The following is a 14,443-nucleotide window of genomic DNA, read 5'->3' as shown; positions in this document are numbered from 1 at the left end:
GGTCAGAAGGGTGTTGAGGTCTGTCGTCACAAACAGATCTTCAACACCCTTCGTCTATGCCCACACCCCGGGGTCGTTAGGACTTACTCGTCTAGTCCCGAGGAGCAGTTCGCCATTGCGCTGAGATATCTGGACGCGCGAGTTCGCGATCAGGCGCGCGACCTGATCGAGAAGGCAGTCGCCGGTGGGTTCGCTACCCAAGAGGTCCAGTTCTACCGGCTCATTGCCCTGTTGAGCGGACGGACCCTGCGTCAGCTCGCCCCCGAAGAGTTGGACCGCCTCACCGCCATCTGCGTCAGCCTGCCCCGCCTCGATCGCGACGACGAGTGGACCGCAGGTTTGCGAGTGATTAGAAGTCTCTTGGAGCCGGTCCGCGCCGCCGAGACCGATCTGGTGATCAAGGAGATCGATGCCCTTCAACAGCCTCAGCGCGATGGGATCTATGGCCACCTGGAAGCCCTGCTCGAAGGAGTGATGCAGGACGAGATGTGGCGAAAGTCCGTCGGCCTGGCGAATTCCCAACGCTTTGATGGCGACCGGCTCGACCGGGTCTGGAAGTTCTTTCACCCGAAACCTGCGCAGCCTCGGACTCTACCGGTGCAGCCCGCCGCCGTTCCGCTTGGCGATTGGCTACGCGTCGGTGCCGGTGCCGCCTTTTTTGCCCTCGCCCTCGTGCAGATAGTCGTGCTGGTCGCGGCACGCGGCAGTCTCGACCCGGTCCTTGGGTTGCTCGCCGGCCTGATCGGACTGATCGCCTTCAGCGTCGGCGGGGCAGACCGGCATTATCGTGGGACACGTCTACGCACAAAGGAAGCTCAGATCCGCCCACCCCAGCAACGGCGAAGAGATGCGCCACCGCGAGGCTTCGCCCGCAACGTGGACCGGCTCTTCGAACGCTATTTCCGCCGATACGTGCCTGAGGGCACTGACCGGTCCTACTGGCGTGCCCAGACGGCAGGGATCCAGCGGAGCCTCCGCGACGAAGTGGTCGATCTCTACCGGGAACAGCGCATCGAGGCCGACCGAATCGCCTGGCTCGTGCGACACCCTGGTTGGCGACGTAAAAAGTCAATGGGAGCGAGACACATTAACGGCGCATCGCCAGCTGCTACGCGTTCCCGTCAGGACGAAAGCCCTCTTCATCGGTGGACTTCTTCTTCTTGCTACAGGGAGCCTCTGGGTTGTTCCTGCCGTCATGGCTAGCGCCCCCTTACCTGGCACAGGTTGGCTGTTACTCGCAGTGGCTTCTGCGGTGCCGACCGTGCGGTCGTCATTCCGGATCGTTGCCGAACGGCGCAGAGTCACCGACGACCACGCGGAACGGAACGCCAAGGACACAGCCCGCTGGGCGGCATACCACCGGTGGTGTCACAAGCTGTCCGACAAGCCGTCGGACACCGAGATGGCTGCTTGGCTGGAAGGTGACCGCAAGGTCTTGGTGGACCAGGCCATGAAGCAGTACCGCCTCCGCCCCAGCCACGTTATCGCCCACGCGTTCATAGAGGCACCAGCTCCCTCATGCAAGAAGGCGCGGTATCCCCAGGGACCGTGGCGGTACTCCCGGTACCAGCTCCTGCTGTTCCTGTTGACCGAAGACGGCGTTCGGCAGGTGAATATCGACCTCAATTTCGAGATCGTCGCGAGCCACACCCTCCAGCGGCTCAACTACCGCTTCGACGCCGTGGCCGCAGTAAGGATTGACGGCATCGCCACACAGCAGCAAATCTTCGAGCTGATGCTTTTCAACGGGAAGCCCATCTCCATTCGGGTGAGCGAACCCGACATCGACACGCTCCAGCACGACGAGAATGCCGTCAAGATCGCGGAACTGTCGCTGGACGCCGCCGGACTCAGTCACACCCTGCACGTTCTCGAAGGCGTCGCTGCCGAAGGTAAGGAATGGGTCAAACACCGGCGTCGCCGTGCCGATGAGAGACTCACCAACCTCACAAGCGCCATGCGTGGGCTCGACTAAACCCTGGTGGTAGGCCACCCCGGCATCTGCCAGCAATCATCGGGATGCCCGAGCCGTGGCTCAGGACGGGACGTCGCGGTGGCGGAAGGCGGCCACGCCGACGGCGAGCAGGGCCGCGGCCACCGCCGCCAGCACGACCAGGGGAAGCGCCGCCGGGTCGACCGCGGGCACGGCCGGCACATGGGTGTACGGCGAGACGTTGAGCGCGGCCTGCGGCAGCTCCAGCACCGCGCCGAGCTGCCCGAGGAGCAGGAAGACCAGTAGCGCCGCCCAGGACAGCACCACCGACCAGCGGGGCAGCAGCCCGAAGATCGCGGTCACCACCCCGGCGATCACGAGCAGGGCGGGCAGGCGCAGCAGCGCGGCACCGCCCAGCTCGACGGCCTGGCCGAGCGGGTCTCCGGTGACGATGCCGTAGCCGAGGCCGGTGGTCACGCCGGCGAGGAGCAGCAGGGCGACCGCGCCAAGCGTCGCGGCGAGTACCTGGGTCCCGAGCCAGCGGGTTCGGCTGACCGCCGTGGCGAGGGCGGCCTCCAGCGTCCCGTCGGCTTCGTCGCCGCGTACGCGCAGCAGGGCCTGCACGACGTAGGCGCCGATGGTCAGGGCGAAGAGGCCGAGCATCGCGGCCAGGTACGCGTGGATCAGGTTCGCTCCGCCACCCATCGCGTTGATCGCTTCGGCGGCGGCCGGATTCGCGTCGATCATGTCGTTGAACTCGTCGGCGGCGACGCCCATGGAGAGGCCGAGCACGGCCACCCCGACCGCCCAGCCGAGCAACGTGCCGCGCTGCGTCCGCCAGGCCAACCCGGCGGGGCTGAGCAGCCGCGGCGCGCCGGTGGCCGGGCCGCGTCGGGGTGCGATCAGCCCGGCGCCCAGGTCGCGTCGTTCGGCGAGGGCGTACGCCAGCGCCACCCCGGCGAGCAGCAGCGCGACAGGTAGGGCGAGTACCCACCAGCGTTCACCGTCGAAGGCTCGTACCTGGTTGCCCCAGCCGAGTGGGGAGATCCACGACGGCCAGGCGCTGCGCACGCGGGTGCCGTCGGCGCTCGGTTCGCCGAGTACGTCGCCGGCGGCGCGCAGTACGAAGGACAGCCCGACGGTGGCGGCGGCGAGCGCGTTGGCGCCGCGTGAGGTGACGGAGAGTTGGGCGGTGACGGCGGCGATCGCGGTGAACGCGACCCCGACGCCACCGATCGCGGCCGCTGCCGCGACGGAGCCGGCGAGCGGCAGACCGGCGCCGACCAGCGCGACCGCGAGCAGCACGGCGGCCAGGGTGTTCGCCGCGCCGATGACGAGCAGGGCGGCGGTGAGCGGCGCGTACCGGCCGACCACGTTGGCGCCGAGCAGTTCGGCGCGGCCGGTCTCCTCGTTCTGGCGGGTGTGCCGGGTCACCGCGAAGGTGCTCATCAGCGCGACGATCAGAGCCAATGTCACGTACGTCTCGGCGACGACCACGGCACCGAGGTCGGTGCCGTGGATGGGGCCGTTGAAGGCGCGGGCGACCAGACTGGAGGCCGAGGTGGTGGCGTAGCCCAGCCGGGCCTCCTGGTCCGGGTAGATGCCGGCGACGCTGCCGGCGAGGGCGTAGCCGAGCAGGGGCGTGCCGAGGATCCAGATGGCGAGGCGGATCCGGTCGCGGCGTAGCACGAGCCGGGCCAGCCGGGTCGTGCCGGTGAGGGCGCTCATCGGGCACCCGCCTGCGGGACGTCGGCCGAGCTCTCGGCGGCTGAGCTCTCGGCGGCCGGCGCAGCACCCGGCCGGGCACCAGCGGCAGGACCATCGGCCGACCCGGCATCCGTGCCAGGAGCACCAGCCGACCCGGCACGGACGGCAGGGCCGTCGGCCGACGTCGCACCCGCGGCGGGGTCGTCGCCGTAGTGGCGGAGGAAAAGCTGCTCCAGGGTGGGTGGTGTGCTGGTCAGCGCACGGACGCCGAAGCGGATGAGCTGGCCGAGCAGCTCGTCCAGGTGGGCGGGCTCGACCTCCAGGTGGGTACGGCCGTCGACCTCGTGCACGCCGTGCACACCGGGCAGCGCGTCCAGGCCGGTGACCGGGCGGGCGGTCTCGACGGTCACCGCCGTGCGGGTGAGGTGGCGCAGGTCGGTGAGGGTGCCGGATTCGACGGTACGGCCTTCGCGGATGATGCTGACCCGGTCGCAGAGCGCTTCGACCTCGGCGAGCACGTGGCTGGAGAGCAGCACCGTGGCGCCGGCCTGCTTGACCCGCCGGACCTCGTCCTGGAACACCGCCTCCATGAGGGGGTCGAGGCCGGAGGTCGGCTCGTCGAGCACGTACAGCTCGACCGGGGAGGAGAAGGCGGCGACGATGGCGACCTTCTGCCGGTTGCCCTTGGAGTAGGTGCGGCAACGGCGGGTGGGGTCCAGGTCGAAGCGGTGCAGCAGCTCGTCGCGGCGGTGCCGGTCGAGGCCGCCGCGCAGGTGACCGAGCAGGTCGATGGCTTCTCCGCCGGTGAGGTTGGGCCAGAGGTTGACGTCACCCGGCACGTACGCCAGTCGGCGGTGCAGGCGGACCGCGTCGCGCCACGGGTCGGCGCCGAGCACCTGGGCGTCGCCGGAGTCGCGGCGGAGCAGCCCGAGCAGGATCCGGATGGTGGTGGACTTTCCGGAGCCGTTGGGCCCGAGGAAACCGTGCACCTCCCCCTGCTCGACCTGCAGGTCCAACCCGTCGAGTGCCCGGATGGCGCCGAACGTCTTGACCAGGTTGCCGATCGAGATGACGGGCATGGCCCCTCCTGCCGTTGGTTACGTCGACCGGCACCACTGTACTGACCAACGGTCAGTCGAATCAACGGTGATGGTGCCCACCGGTCAGTGCGTCGCTAGGCTGGCCGGCATGACCGCCGATCCCGCGGACGACACCCGTACCCGGATCCTGCGCGCCGCGCTCGACCTGTTCGCCGAACACGGCTACCAGCGCACCTCGCTGCGCCAGATCGGCGAGCGGCTGCGGCTCACCAAGACCGCGATCCTGTACCACTTCCCGGCCAAGGAGCATCTGCTCGCGGCACTGGTCGAGCCGTTGGTGGCGGACCTGGAGGCGCTGCTCGACTCGGCTCAGACACAGCCCACCGAGCGGGCCCGGTGGACGGTGCTGGAGGGCTGGCTGGACATCATGCTCGCCCACCGCCGGCCGCTCGGCATGCTCTTCCACGACATCGCGCTGGTCGGTCGGGGCGACACCTACCACCGTCTGATGGAGGTCGCGATGCGGGCCAACGACCTCATCGCCGGACCGAACGCGGGGCGCCGCGAGCGGGTCCTCGCGGTGCAGGCGGTGGGCGCGTGCAGCGATCCGGTCGTCTTCTTCACCGACGTGCCCGACGAGGTGCTGCGCGCCGACATGCTCGACGGCGCACGCCGACTGCTGGCCCCGCTGTCTGCGGACCCCGCCGCCGAGCCGCACACGGACGCCTCGACCGGGCCATCAGCAGACGCCGCAGCCAGGCCACGCACGGCCTCCACCGCCAGGCCACACGCAGGTGCCGCCGCCAGGCCACACACAGGCTCCGCCGAGCCGCACTCAGACGTGACCCTCGGGAGCGCGGCCCCGGCGATGCCTGCGGGCGCGGCCGGCGGGGCGGCGAGCCGTCGGCGTCCGGGGCGGCCGCCCGCGCTGGGCCGGGAGCAGGTCGAGGCGGCCCGACGGATGCACGCGGCGGGCACCCACTCGGTGGACGCCATCGCCGCCGAGCTGGGTGTCTCGCGGGCCACCGTCTACCGCCACCTGACCACGCAATAACGAGACAGTTCCGAGACAGTTCCGAGACTGTTTCGAGACGGTTGTGATTCGGCGTTCAGGCCGCCAACGTTGCGTAGCGGCCGTTGCGGTCCAGCAGGCTGTCGTGAGTGCCGGCCTCGACGATCCGACCGTGGTCGAGCACCGCGATCTGGTCGGCGTCGCGCACGGTGGAGAGCCGGTGCGCGATGGTGATCGTGGTGCGCCCCTGGGCGAGCACGTCGAAGGCCCGCTGTACGGCGCGTTCGGTCTCGGTGTCCAGCGCGCTGGTGGCCTCGTCGAGGACCAGGATGCGCGGGTCGCGCAGCAGCGTCCGGGCGATGGCCAGGCGCTGCTTCTCACCGCCGGAGAACCGGTGCCCACGTGAGCCGACCATGGTGTCGTACCCGTCGGGCAGCCCGGCGATCAGGTCGTGGATCTGGGCGGCGCGGGCGGCGTCCTCGATCTCGGTGTCGGTGGCCTCCGGGCGGGCGTAGCGCAGGTTCTCCCGGACTGTGGTGTGCAGCAGGTACGTCTCCTGGCTGACCACGCCGACGATCGCGGCCAGGTCGGCCAGGCGCAGGTCGCGCAGGTCGACGCCGTCGACGGTGAGCCGGCCGGCGGTCGGGTCGTGCAGCCGGCTGACCAGCCCGGCGAGGGTGCTCTTACCGGAGCCGGTCTCGCCGACCAGGGCGAGGCTGGTGCCGGCGGGCACGTCGAGGGTGATCCCGGCGAGGGCGGCGGTGTCGCTGCCCGGGTAGCCGAAGGTGACGTCCTCCAGGCGCAGGTGGCCGCGCACCCGGGCGGGGTCGAGGCGGACCGGCTCGGTGGGGTCGGCCACGTCGACCGGTAGGTCCAGGTATTCGAAGATCCGGGCGAAGAGCGCCAGCGAGGCGGTGAGCGAGACACCCACGTTGAGCAGGCCCATCAACGGCCGGAACAGGCCGCCCTGCAGGGCCGTGAAGGCGACCAGGGTGCCGATGCTCAGCGTGCCGGCGGTGCCGGGCAGCCCGGCGGCGAGGTAGATGACCGCCGGTACGGCGGCGAAGATGATGCTCATCGAGGCCATTCGCCAGCGGCCGGCCAGCTCACTGCGCAGCTCCAGGTCGACCAGTCGGGCCGAGGAGGCGGTGAACCGGTCGATCAGCGCCGGGCCGGTGCCGAGGGTCTTGGCCAGCTGTACGCCACTGATCGAGAGCCCTTCCTCCACTGTGACGTTGAGGTCGGCGAGTTCGCGTTGCCGTTGGGCGGTGATCTCGCGGCGCATCCGGGCGACCCGACGGGTCAGCCAGATGGCCGGCGGCAGCACCACGAGCGAGACCAGGGAGAGCTGCCAGGAGAGCGCGACCATGGCGACGGTGGTGGCGACCACAGTGGTGAGGTTGGCGGCGACGGCGGTGGCGGTGGAGGTGACCACCGACTGCATGCCGCCGATGTCGTTGGTGATCCGGGACTGCACCTCGCCGGTACGGGTTCGGGTGAAGAAGCCCAGTGACTGGCGCTGGAGGTGGCTGAAGACGTCGGTGCGCAGCCGGTGCATGACCCGTTGGCCGACCTGGGTGGAGATCCAGGTCTGCACGACGCCGAGGGCGGAGGTCACCGCCGCGACGGCGACCATGCCGACGACCAGCCAGACCAGCAGCGTCACGTCGCCCTGCGGCAGGGCCCGGTCGATCACGGCCCGCAGCAGGAACGGGGTGGCCATCGCGATGATCGAGGAGACCACGATGATCGCGATGACGGCGGCCAGCGCGGGTCGGTGGGGGGTGAACAGGCGGCCGATGCGGCGCAGCGACACCTGACGGGCCTGCGTCTTCTCTTCGGCGCTGAGGGTGCGGTGGCCGCGGTCGCGGCCCATCGGGGTGGGTTCCAAGGGGGCACTACCCTTCGTCGGCGATATTGCTGAGGTTACCTCATCATGAGGTAGCAACCACGTCTCCTGCTACCGTATTCCGGTGACCGAGCACACCGTCGACAGCGCCGACGACGAGAGCCTGGCGGAGACGTTCTGGGCGGTGGCGTCCCGTCTGCGTCGGCAGACCCGGGACTCACTGGTGCCCTGGGACGTCACCCCCAGCCAGTCCCGGGCCCTCGGCGTGCTGGCCCGGCACGGCGAGGTGCGCCCCGGCACCCTCGCCGAACACCTGCGCATCGCGCCCCGCTCGGCGACCGAGGTCGTCGACGACCTCCAGACCCGAGGGCTGGTCGAACGCCGGCCCGACCCGGCCGACCGCCGGGCGACCCTGGTCGCGCTCACCGAGGAGGGCGACCGGGTCAGCACCGCCATCCGGGCCGCGCGTCGGGCCGAGGCGGACCGCTTCTTCGGCCACCTCGACGACACCGACCGCGCCGAACTGGCCCGCATCCTGCGTACCCTGCGCGGCTGACGGGTTTACCCCCCGCGCTCACGGGTAGCCAGCGGCCCCCGTCCGGTCGGCGGGACCGGCCGCACCGGTCGGGGGCGAGGCGACGGGAGGCCCGGCTGATGTGCGGGATCAGCGGGGAGGCGCGATTCGACGGTCGCTCGCCCGACGCGGCGGCGGTCAGCCGGATGACCGAGGCGATGCGCTCACGCGGGCCGGACGACGAGGGCCTGTTCGCCGAGGGCTGGGTGACCCTCGGGCACCGTCGACTGACCATCATCGACCTGTCCGACGCGGGCGGGCAGCCGATGGTCCGCGACGACCTGGGCCTGGCGCTGGTCTTCAACGGCTGTGTCTACAACTACCCGGAGCTGCGCGAGGAGCTGCGCCGGGCCGGGTACGCCTTCCACTCCACCAGCGACACCGAGGTGATCCTGGTGGCGTACGCCCACTGGGGTGAGCGTTTCGTCGACCACCTTGTCGGCATGTTCGCGATCGGGCTGGTCGACCGGGTCCGGCGGCGGCTGATCCTGGCCCGCGACCGGCTCGGCATCAAACCGCTCTACCTCGCCGAGACACCGGGCCGGCTGCGGTTCGCCTCCACCCTGCCCGCGGTGCTGGCCGCCGGCGACGTCGACACCGGCATCGACCCGGTGGCGCTGCACCACTACCTGTCCTGGCACTCCATCGTGCCCGCTCCGCGGACGGTGCTGCGTGGCGTGCGCAAGCTCCCCCCGGCCACCCTGCGGGTGATCGAGGCCGACGGGACCAGCCGCGAGGAGGTCTACTGGCGACCCGACTACCTGCGGGAGCCCGCCGACGCGGGGATGGACGCCGCCGACTGGCGGGCCGCGATCGGCGACGCGCTGCGCACGGCGGTACGCCGACGGCTGGTCGCCGACGTGCCGGTGGGGGTGCTTCTCTCCGGCGGACTGGACTCCAGCCTCATCGTGGCGCTGCTCGCCGAGGCCGGCCAGCAACACCTGCGGACGTTCAGCATCGGCTTCGACAGCCGCGACGGCGAGTCCGGCGACGAGTTCCACTACTCCGACCTGGTGGCCCGCGCGTACGACACCGACCACCATCGGATCCGACTGGCCGACGACGACCTGGTGCCCGCCGTCCAACGGGCCGTGCTGGCGATGACCGAGCCGATGGGCAGCCACGACGTGGTCGCCTTCCACCTGCTCTCCGAGCAGGTGGCGCAGCACGTGAAGGTGGCCCAGTCGGGGCAGGGCGCCGACGAGGTGTTCGCCGGCTACGGCTACCACCAGCCACTGGTCGAGGCACCCCGGCACGGTGCCGCCGAGACGTTCGCGGCCGCGTTCTTCGACCGCGACCACGACGAGCTGCGCCGCATCGTCGGCCCGGCGTACGCGCTGGAGCACGACGCCAGCCGGGACCTGCTCACGGGGCACCTCGCCGCGCCCGGTGCGCAGACCGCGCTGGACGCCGTGTTGCGCCTGGACACCCACCTGATGCTCCCCGACGACCCGGTCAAGCGGGTGGACAGCATGAGCATGGCGTGGGGTCTGGAGGTGCGCACACCCTTCCTCGACCAGGACCTGGTCACCCTGGCCGCGCACTGCCCGCCGGAGCACAAGGTCGGCCAGGGTGGCAAGGGCGTGCTCAAGGAGGTCGCCCGGGAGGTGCTGCCGGCCGAGGTGATCGACAGGCCCAAGGGCTACTTCCCGGTGCCGGCGCTGCGCAACGTGGACGGCCCGGTGCGCGAGCTGGTCGCCGGGGCATTGCAGGCGCCGGCCGCGCGCGAGCGCGGGCTCTTCCGCCCGGAGTACGTGGCACATCTGCTGGCCGAGCCGGACCGGGCGGAGGCCGCGGCCGGCAGCAACAAGCTGTGGCAACTCGGCCTGCTGGAGCTGTGGCTCCAGACCCACGACATCCGCTGACCCCGGTGGGCGGTGACGGACGGGCGCTCAGCTGGCGGCGGTGCGGGCGATCAGGTCGTCGAGGACCCCGCGCAGGTCCCCGGCGCGCTCCAGCACCCGCCGCTGCCGGGCGGCCCCGGTGCCGTCGCGACGCAGCCGGGCGAGCTGCGCCAACACGTACCCGAGGTCGCCGTGGCGCAGCAGGGCCGGGGCGATCACCGCCATCATCTCGTCGACGAGCGCCCAGGCGGGCCGGGTACCGCCGGCACGCAGGTCGATCAGCTCGCCGTCGAGACCGTCGTGGGCGGCCCGCCAGTGCGCCGCGGCGACCAGGCAGTCCCGGACGTTCGGCGCGTCCACCCCGGCGCGTACGTCGTCGGCGAGGGTGGCGACGAGGGATCGGACCAGCGCGGCGACCAGCACCGCGTCGTCGACCTCGGTGCAGACGTCACCGACCCGCACCTCCACCGTCGGGTAGGCCGACGACGGCCGGGCGTACCAGTAGACCATCGCCGCGTCGAGCATGATCCCGGCGGCGATCAGCTCGTCGACGGTGCTGTCGTAGTCGGCGCCGGAGTCGAAGTACGGCGTCGGTCCGATGCTGGGCCAGCGTTCCAACTGCATCGAGCGCCAACTGGCGTGCCCGGTGTCGTACCCGTCGTGCAGCGGCGAGTTGGTGGTGATCGCCTGCACCACCGGCAGCCACACCCGCAGGTGGTTGCAGACCTGCACGGCCAGTTCCCGGTCGGGCAGCCCGACGTGCACGTGGCAGCCGCACACCGCCGGGTCGTGCGCCACCGGCCCGTACCGGCGTGACATCGCGTGGTAGCGCGGTTCGTCGGGGACCGTCCGGTGCGGCTCGGCCACCGGGGTGGCACCGACCGCCACCAGCCGAGCCCCGGCCGCCGTGGCCGCGTCGGCGGCGGAGCGGCGCAACGTCACCAGGTGCGCGCGCAGTTCGGTGAGGTCGGCGCAGACCGGGGTGACCATCTCCACCATGCTGTGCCGGAACTCCTGGCGGCTCTGCTCCCGGGCGGGGCCGCGCAGCGCGGCGAGCACCTGGTCGGCCACCGGCAGGTTCCGGCCGCTGTCCGGGTCGAGCAGCAGGAACTCCTCCTCCACGCCGAGCGTGAGGGTGGACAGGTCGGGCACGGTTTCGACGGCGGTCGGGCGGTACGCCATGGCCCCTCCCATCCCCTGCTGCGGCGGTGTCTCGGGTTCCCGGCCGCCCCTGCGGCAAACGCGCCCTCAGGGCGTTGCCAGGGCCGTCGCGCGTGCGGTGAGAAAGGCCCGTTCGGCCGCGTTGTCGGTCAGAGCGATGCCCGTCCGGTACGCCTCGACGGCGTCCCGGCCCCGACCGAGCCGGGCCAGCAGGTCGGCGCGGACCACGTGGTAGACGTGGAAGCCGACCAGGTCGAGGCGGTCCACCTCGGTCAGCGCCGCCGCCGCACCGGCCACCTCGGCGAGCGCGACGGCTCGGTTCAGCGCCACCACCGGGCTGGGGGCGACCACCCTCAGTTGGTCGTACAGCGCAAGGATCTGGGCCCAGTCGGTGTCGGCGGTGCCCCGCGCGACGCTGTGCACGGCGGCGATCGCGGCCTGGATCTGGTACGGGCCGGGCCGGTCGCGGCGCAGGCAGCGACGGACCAGCGCCTGGCCTTCGGCGATCAGGGTGGTGTCCCACCGGCGCCGGTCCTGCTCGGCCAGCGGCACCAGGTCGCCGACGGCGGTGGTCCGCGCCGCCCGGCGGGCTTCGGTCAGGAGCATCAGGGCGAGCAGGCCGAGCGCCTCCGCTTCGTCCGGCATCAGCTCCACCAGCAGCCTGGTCAACCGGATCGCCTCGGCGCACAGCTCGGCGCGGACCAGGTGCGGGCCGGCGCTGGCCGTGTACCCCTCGTTGAAGATCAGGTAGAGCACCGCGAGGACGCCGTGCAGCCGGTCGGGCAGGTCGGCGTCGCGGGGCACCCGGTACGGGATCCCGGCGTTGCGGATCTTCGATTTGGCGCGGACCAGTCGCTGCGCCATCGTCGGCTCCGGCACCAGGAAGGCTCGGGCGATCTCGGCGGTGCTCAGGCCACCGAGCAGCCGCAGGGTGAGCCCGACTCGTGTGCTCGGGGCGAGCGCCGGATGGCAACAGGTGAAGATCAGACGTAACCGGTCGTCGCGCACCGGTCCCTCCTCAAGGGGTGGGTCGGCGGCGTACAGGAGGGCCGCCTGGGCGTGCCGGTCGGCCCGGGACGCCTCCCGCCGCAGCCGGTCGATGGCCCGGTTGCGGGCGGTGGTGATGATCCAACCGGCCGGGCTGGGCGGCGGGCCGCTGCGCGGCCAGCGCCGCACCGCGATGACGAAGGCCTCCTGGACTGCCTCCTCGGCGAGGTCGATGTCGCCGAGGAGGCGGACCAGGACGGCGACCGCACGGCCGTACTCGGCGCGGAACACCGCCTCCACGTCGGGCACGGTCAGTCGCCGGCCCCGCCGTGGAAGGGGCGCACCTCGATCGGCAGGGTGGTGGCCAGCGCGTAGCGGCGACCCCAGTCCAGGGCGGCGTCCAGATCCGGCACGTCGATGATGGTGATGCCGCCCAGGTACTCCTTGCCCTCCATGAACGGTCCGTCGGTGATGAGCACCTCGCCGTCGCGGGGCCGCAGCACGGTGGCGGTCTCCGGGCCGTGCAGGCCCTGCCCGAAGACCCACGACCCGGTGGACGCCAACTCGTCGCGCAGTTCGCCGAGCTGACGCATCACCCCGGCCAGGAACTCCGGCTCCGGCGGCAGCTCACCCTGCGGCTGGTGGATGCTGAGCAGGTAGCGCGCCATGGTTCCTCCTCACGGACGGCCGGCCCGTCGCCGACCTCTCATCCTCCACACGATCGGCCGCCGCCCGAATCGACAGGCCGGCAGAAAGTTCTCGGCGGCCAACCTGGTTCCGGTGTTGGCGTGCCCTTTGCTCTGCACCCGCCGACGCGACAGCGCCCAGGCCCGGGTGGCGCGCCCGCGGGTGGCGCGCCCGCGGGTGGCGCGCCCGCGGGTGGCGCGCCCGCGGGTGCAGAGCAAAGGATGAAGGACAGGGGGTTGGTCCGCCGGTGCCGCGACCGGAGCCGGTAGCCATGCCTGCGACGGTTCTGGGTAGACCCCGGTGTGACCGACGGCTTGCGGGTGGTCGTGGTCGGCGCCGGCTTCTCCGGGCTCGCCGCCGCGCTGGCGCTCGCCCGTGCCGGGGCCCAGGTGCGGTTGTTGGAGGCCCGCGACCGGGTGGGGGGTCGGGTGCTGACCCGGTGGCTGCCGGAGCTCACGCAACTCGACCTGGGCGCGCAGTGGATCGGTCCGACCCAGGACCGGATGTACGCGCTGGTCGCCGAGCACGGGCTGGGCACCTTCGCCTCGGCTTCGACCGGCGCGCCCACAGTTCTCTGGGCCGGTGCCCGCCGGGCCGAGCCGCCGGCGCAGGTGGGCCGGGTGCTGGGCCTGCTCGACGAGTACGCCGCACGACTGGACCCGGCCGAACCCTGGGCGACGCCGGAGGCCGCACTGTGGGACCGGACGACCCTCGGCGGGTGGCTCGCCGCCTCGGCCGGGGACGACGGGACCGCCGACTACCTGGGGCGGGTGCTCGCCGGCGGGCTGCTCGCCACCGGCGCGGACGAGCTGTCCCTGTTGCACCTGCTGTTCTACCTGCGCAGTGCCGGCGGGACCGGACCGTTGCTGGGAATGGCCGGCGGGGCACAGCAGGACCGGATCGTGGGCGGGCCGCCGGCGCTGGCCGAACGGATGGCCACCGCTCTACCGCCGGGCGCGCTCACGCTGGCCGCGCCGGTGCGGGCCATCCAACAGACAGTCGACGGCGCGACGGCGTGGACCGACACCGGGCGCGTCGACGGCGACGCCGTGGTGGTCGCGCTGGCCCCGGCGCTGGCCGGCCGGATCCGGTACGACCCGCCGTTGCCCCCGCTGCGTGACGGGCTCACCCAGCGCATGCCGATGGGTTCGGCACTGAAGGTGCACGCCGTCTACCCGGAGCCGTTCTGGCGTGCAGACGGGTGCTCCGGGGTGGCCACCACCAGCGCCGGTCCGCTCACCGAGACGGTCGACAACTCCACCCCGACCTCACCGATCGGGGTGCTGACCGGGTTCAGCTACTCCACCGACGCCGCCACGCTGCGCGGCATGTCCCCCGCGGGGCGTCGGCGATGCCTGCTGGAAGCGTTCGCCAACGTGGTCGGGCCACGAGCCGAGGACCCGGTGGATCTGGTCGAGTACGACTGGTCCGCCGACGAGTGGACCAGGGGCTGCTTCTCCGGTGCGCTCACCCCGGGCACCTGGCGGACGTACGGCCCGCACCTGCGGACGCCGGTGGGGCGGGTGTACTGGGCGGGCACCGAGACGGCCACCCGCTGGAGTGGCTATCTGGAGGGCGCGGTGCGCGCCGGTGAACGGGCGGCGGCCGAGGTGCTGGCGGCCTGAACTCGGCACGACCGCGGCCGGCCC

General features: G+C 72.0%; 10 protein-coding genes and 2 pseudogenes. 6 read left to right on the top strand and 6 right to left on the bottom strand.

The genetic code is table 11. From position 1 onward, the window contains the following. Positions 1-1,203: pseudogene (locus ACIBEF_RS27025) on the top strand (hypothetical protein); the annotation flags it as partial. Positions 1,204-1,240: 37 nt separating this feature from the next. Continuing rightward, positions 1,241-1,975 (top strand): hypothetical protein, encoded by a 735-nt coding sequence (locus ACIBEF_RS27020; RefSeq protein WP_396795972.1) that lies wholly within the window; start codon positions 1,241-1,243, stop codon positions 1,973-1,975. Between the two features lie 60 nt (positions 1,976-2,035). On the opposite strand, the gene ACIBEF_RS27015 is transcribed toward ACIBEF_RS27020, so the two are convergent. Further along, positions 2,036-3,661, bottom strand: coding sequence for an ABC transporter permease (locus ACIBEF_RS27015; protein WP_396795970.1), 1,626 nt, complete (start codon positions 3,659-3,661; stop codon positions 2,036-2,038). 134 nt (positions 3,662-3,795) lie between these two features. Further along, a pseudogene (locus ACIBEF_RS27010) lies at positions 3,796-4,719 on the bottom strand (ATP-binding cassette domain-containing protein); the annotation flags it as partial. Between the two features lie 109 nt (positions 4,720-4,828). On the opposite strand from ACIBEF_RS27010, the gene ACIBEF_RS27005 reads away from it, so the two are divergent. After that, on the top strand, positions 4,829-5,734 hold the full coding sequence (locus tag ACIBEF_RS27005; protein ID WP_396795968.1) for a TetR family transcriptional regulator: 906 nt from the start codon (positions 4,829-4,831) through the stop codon (positions 5,732-5,734). A 55-nt stretch (positions 5,735-5,789) separates the two neighbouring features. Here ACIBEF_RS27005 and ACIBEF_RS27000 read toward each other — a convergent pair whose 3' ends face one another. Beyond that, positions 5,790-7,568: an ABC transporter ATP-binding protein gene (locus ACIBEF_RS27000; protein WP_396795967.1), complete on the bottom strand. Its 1,779-nt coding sequence runs from the start codon at positions 7,566-7,568 to the stop codon at positions 5,790-5,792. Between the two features lie 97 nt (positions 7,569-7,665). Here ACIBEF_RS27000 and ACIBEF_RS26995 point away from each other — a divergent pair, with 97 nt between their 5' ends. Together ACIBEF_RS26995 and ACIBEF_RS26990 are read left to right on the top strand one after the other, a co-directional pair. Beyond that, positions 7,666-8,097 (top strand): MarR family winged helix-turn-helix transcriptional regulator, encoded by a 432-nt coding sequence (locus tag ACIBEF_RS26995; RefSeq protein ID WP_396795965.1) that lies wholly within the window; start codon positions 7,666-7,668, stop codon positions 8,095-8,097. Positions 8,098-8,195: 98 nt separating this feature from the next. Continuing rightward, entirely contained in the window at positions 8,196-9,980 is a 1,785-nt protein-coding gene (locus tag ACIBEF_RS26990; protein WP_396795963.1) for an N-acetylglutaminylglutamine amidotransferase, read from the top strand. Positions 9,981-10,007: 27 nt separating this feature from the next. Here the strand turns inward: ACIBEF_RS26990 and ACIBEF_RS26985 are convergent, their stop codons facing one another. From ACIBEF_RS26985 to ACIBEF_RS26975, 3 genes are all read right to left on the bottom strand, one after another. Then, complete coding sequence (locus tag ACIBEF_RS26985) at positions 10,008-11,141, bottom strand: glutamate--cysteine ligase (protein ID WP_396795962.1); 1,134 nt, start codon at positions 11,139-11,141, stop codon at positions 10,008-10,010. 66 nt (positions 11,142-11,207) lie between these two features. Beyond that, positions 11,208-12,416, bottom strand: a complete 1,209-nt coding sequence (locus tag ACIBEF_RS26980; protein WP_396795960.1) for an RNA polymerase sigma factor — start codon at positions 12,414-12,416, stop codon at positions 11,208-11,210. Positions 12,417-12,418: 2 nt separating this feature from the next. Next, a complete protein-coding gene (locus ACIBEF_RS26975) occupies positions 12,419-12,775 on the bottom strand; it encodes a YciI family protein (protein WP_396795959.1) in 357 nt (118 codons plus the stop codon). A gap of 321 nt (positions 12,776-13,096) precedes the next feature. Between ACIBEF_RS26975 and ACIBEF_RS26970 the strand changes: the two genes are divergently transcribed. Then, the gene (locus ACIBEF_RS26970; RefSeq protein ID WP_396795958.1) at positions 13,097-14,419 is read left to right on the top strand and encodes a flavin monoamine oxidase family protein; all 1,323 of its coding nucleotides are present in this window, start codon (positions 13,097-13,099) and stop codon (positions 14,417-14,419) included. Positions 14,420-14,443: the final 24 nt, after the last annotated feature.

This window comes from Micromonospora sp. NPDC050795, assembly GCF_044456785.1.
Lineage (GTDB): Bacteria > Actinomycetota > Actinomycetes > Mycobacteriales > Micromonosporaceae > Micromonospora.
This window is presented reverse-complemented; position numbering and strand designations above follow the sequence as displayed.

What these genes read in the sequence shown, in the direction of transcription:
- ACIBEF_RS26985 (WP_396795962.1), bottom strand. Translation starts at nt 11,141, where the DNA reads ATGGCGTACCGCCCGACCGCCGTCGAAACCGTGCCCGACCTGTCCACC.
- ACIBEF_RS27005 (WP_396795968.1), top strand. Translation starts at nt 4,829, where the DNA reads ATGACCGCCGATCCCGCGGACGACACCCGTACCCGGATCCTGCGCGCC.
- ACIBEF_RS26975 (WP_396795959.1), bottom strand. Translation starts at nt 12,775, where the DNA reads ATGGCGCGCTACCTGCTCAGCATCCACCAGCCGCAGGGTGAGCTGCCG.
- ACIBEF_RS27000 (WP_396795967.1), bottom strand. Translation starts at nt 7,568, where the DNA reads ATGGGCCGCGACCGCGGCCACCGCACCCTCAGCGCCGAAGAGAAGACG.
- ACIBEF_RS26990 (WP_396795963.1), top strand. Translation starts at nt 8,196, where the DNA reads ATGTGCGGGATCAGCGGGGAGGCGCGATTCGACGGTCGCTCGCCCGAC.
- ACIBEF_RS27015 (WP_396795970.1), bottom strand. Translation starts at nt 3,661, where the DNA reads ATGAGCGCCCTCACCGGCACGACCCGGCTGGCCCGGCTCGTGCTACGC.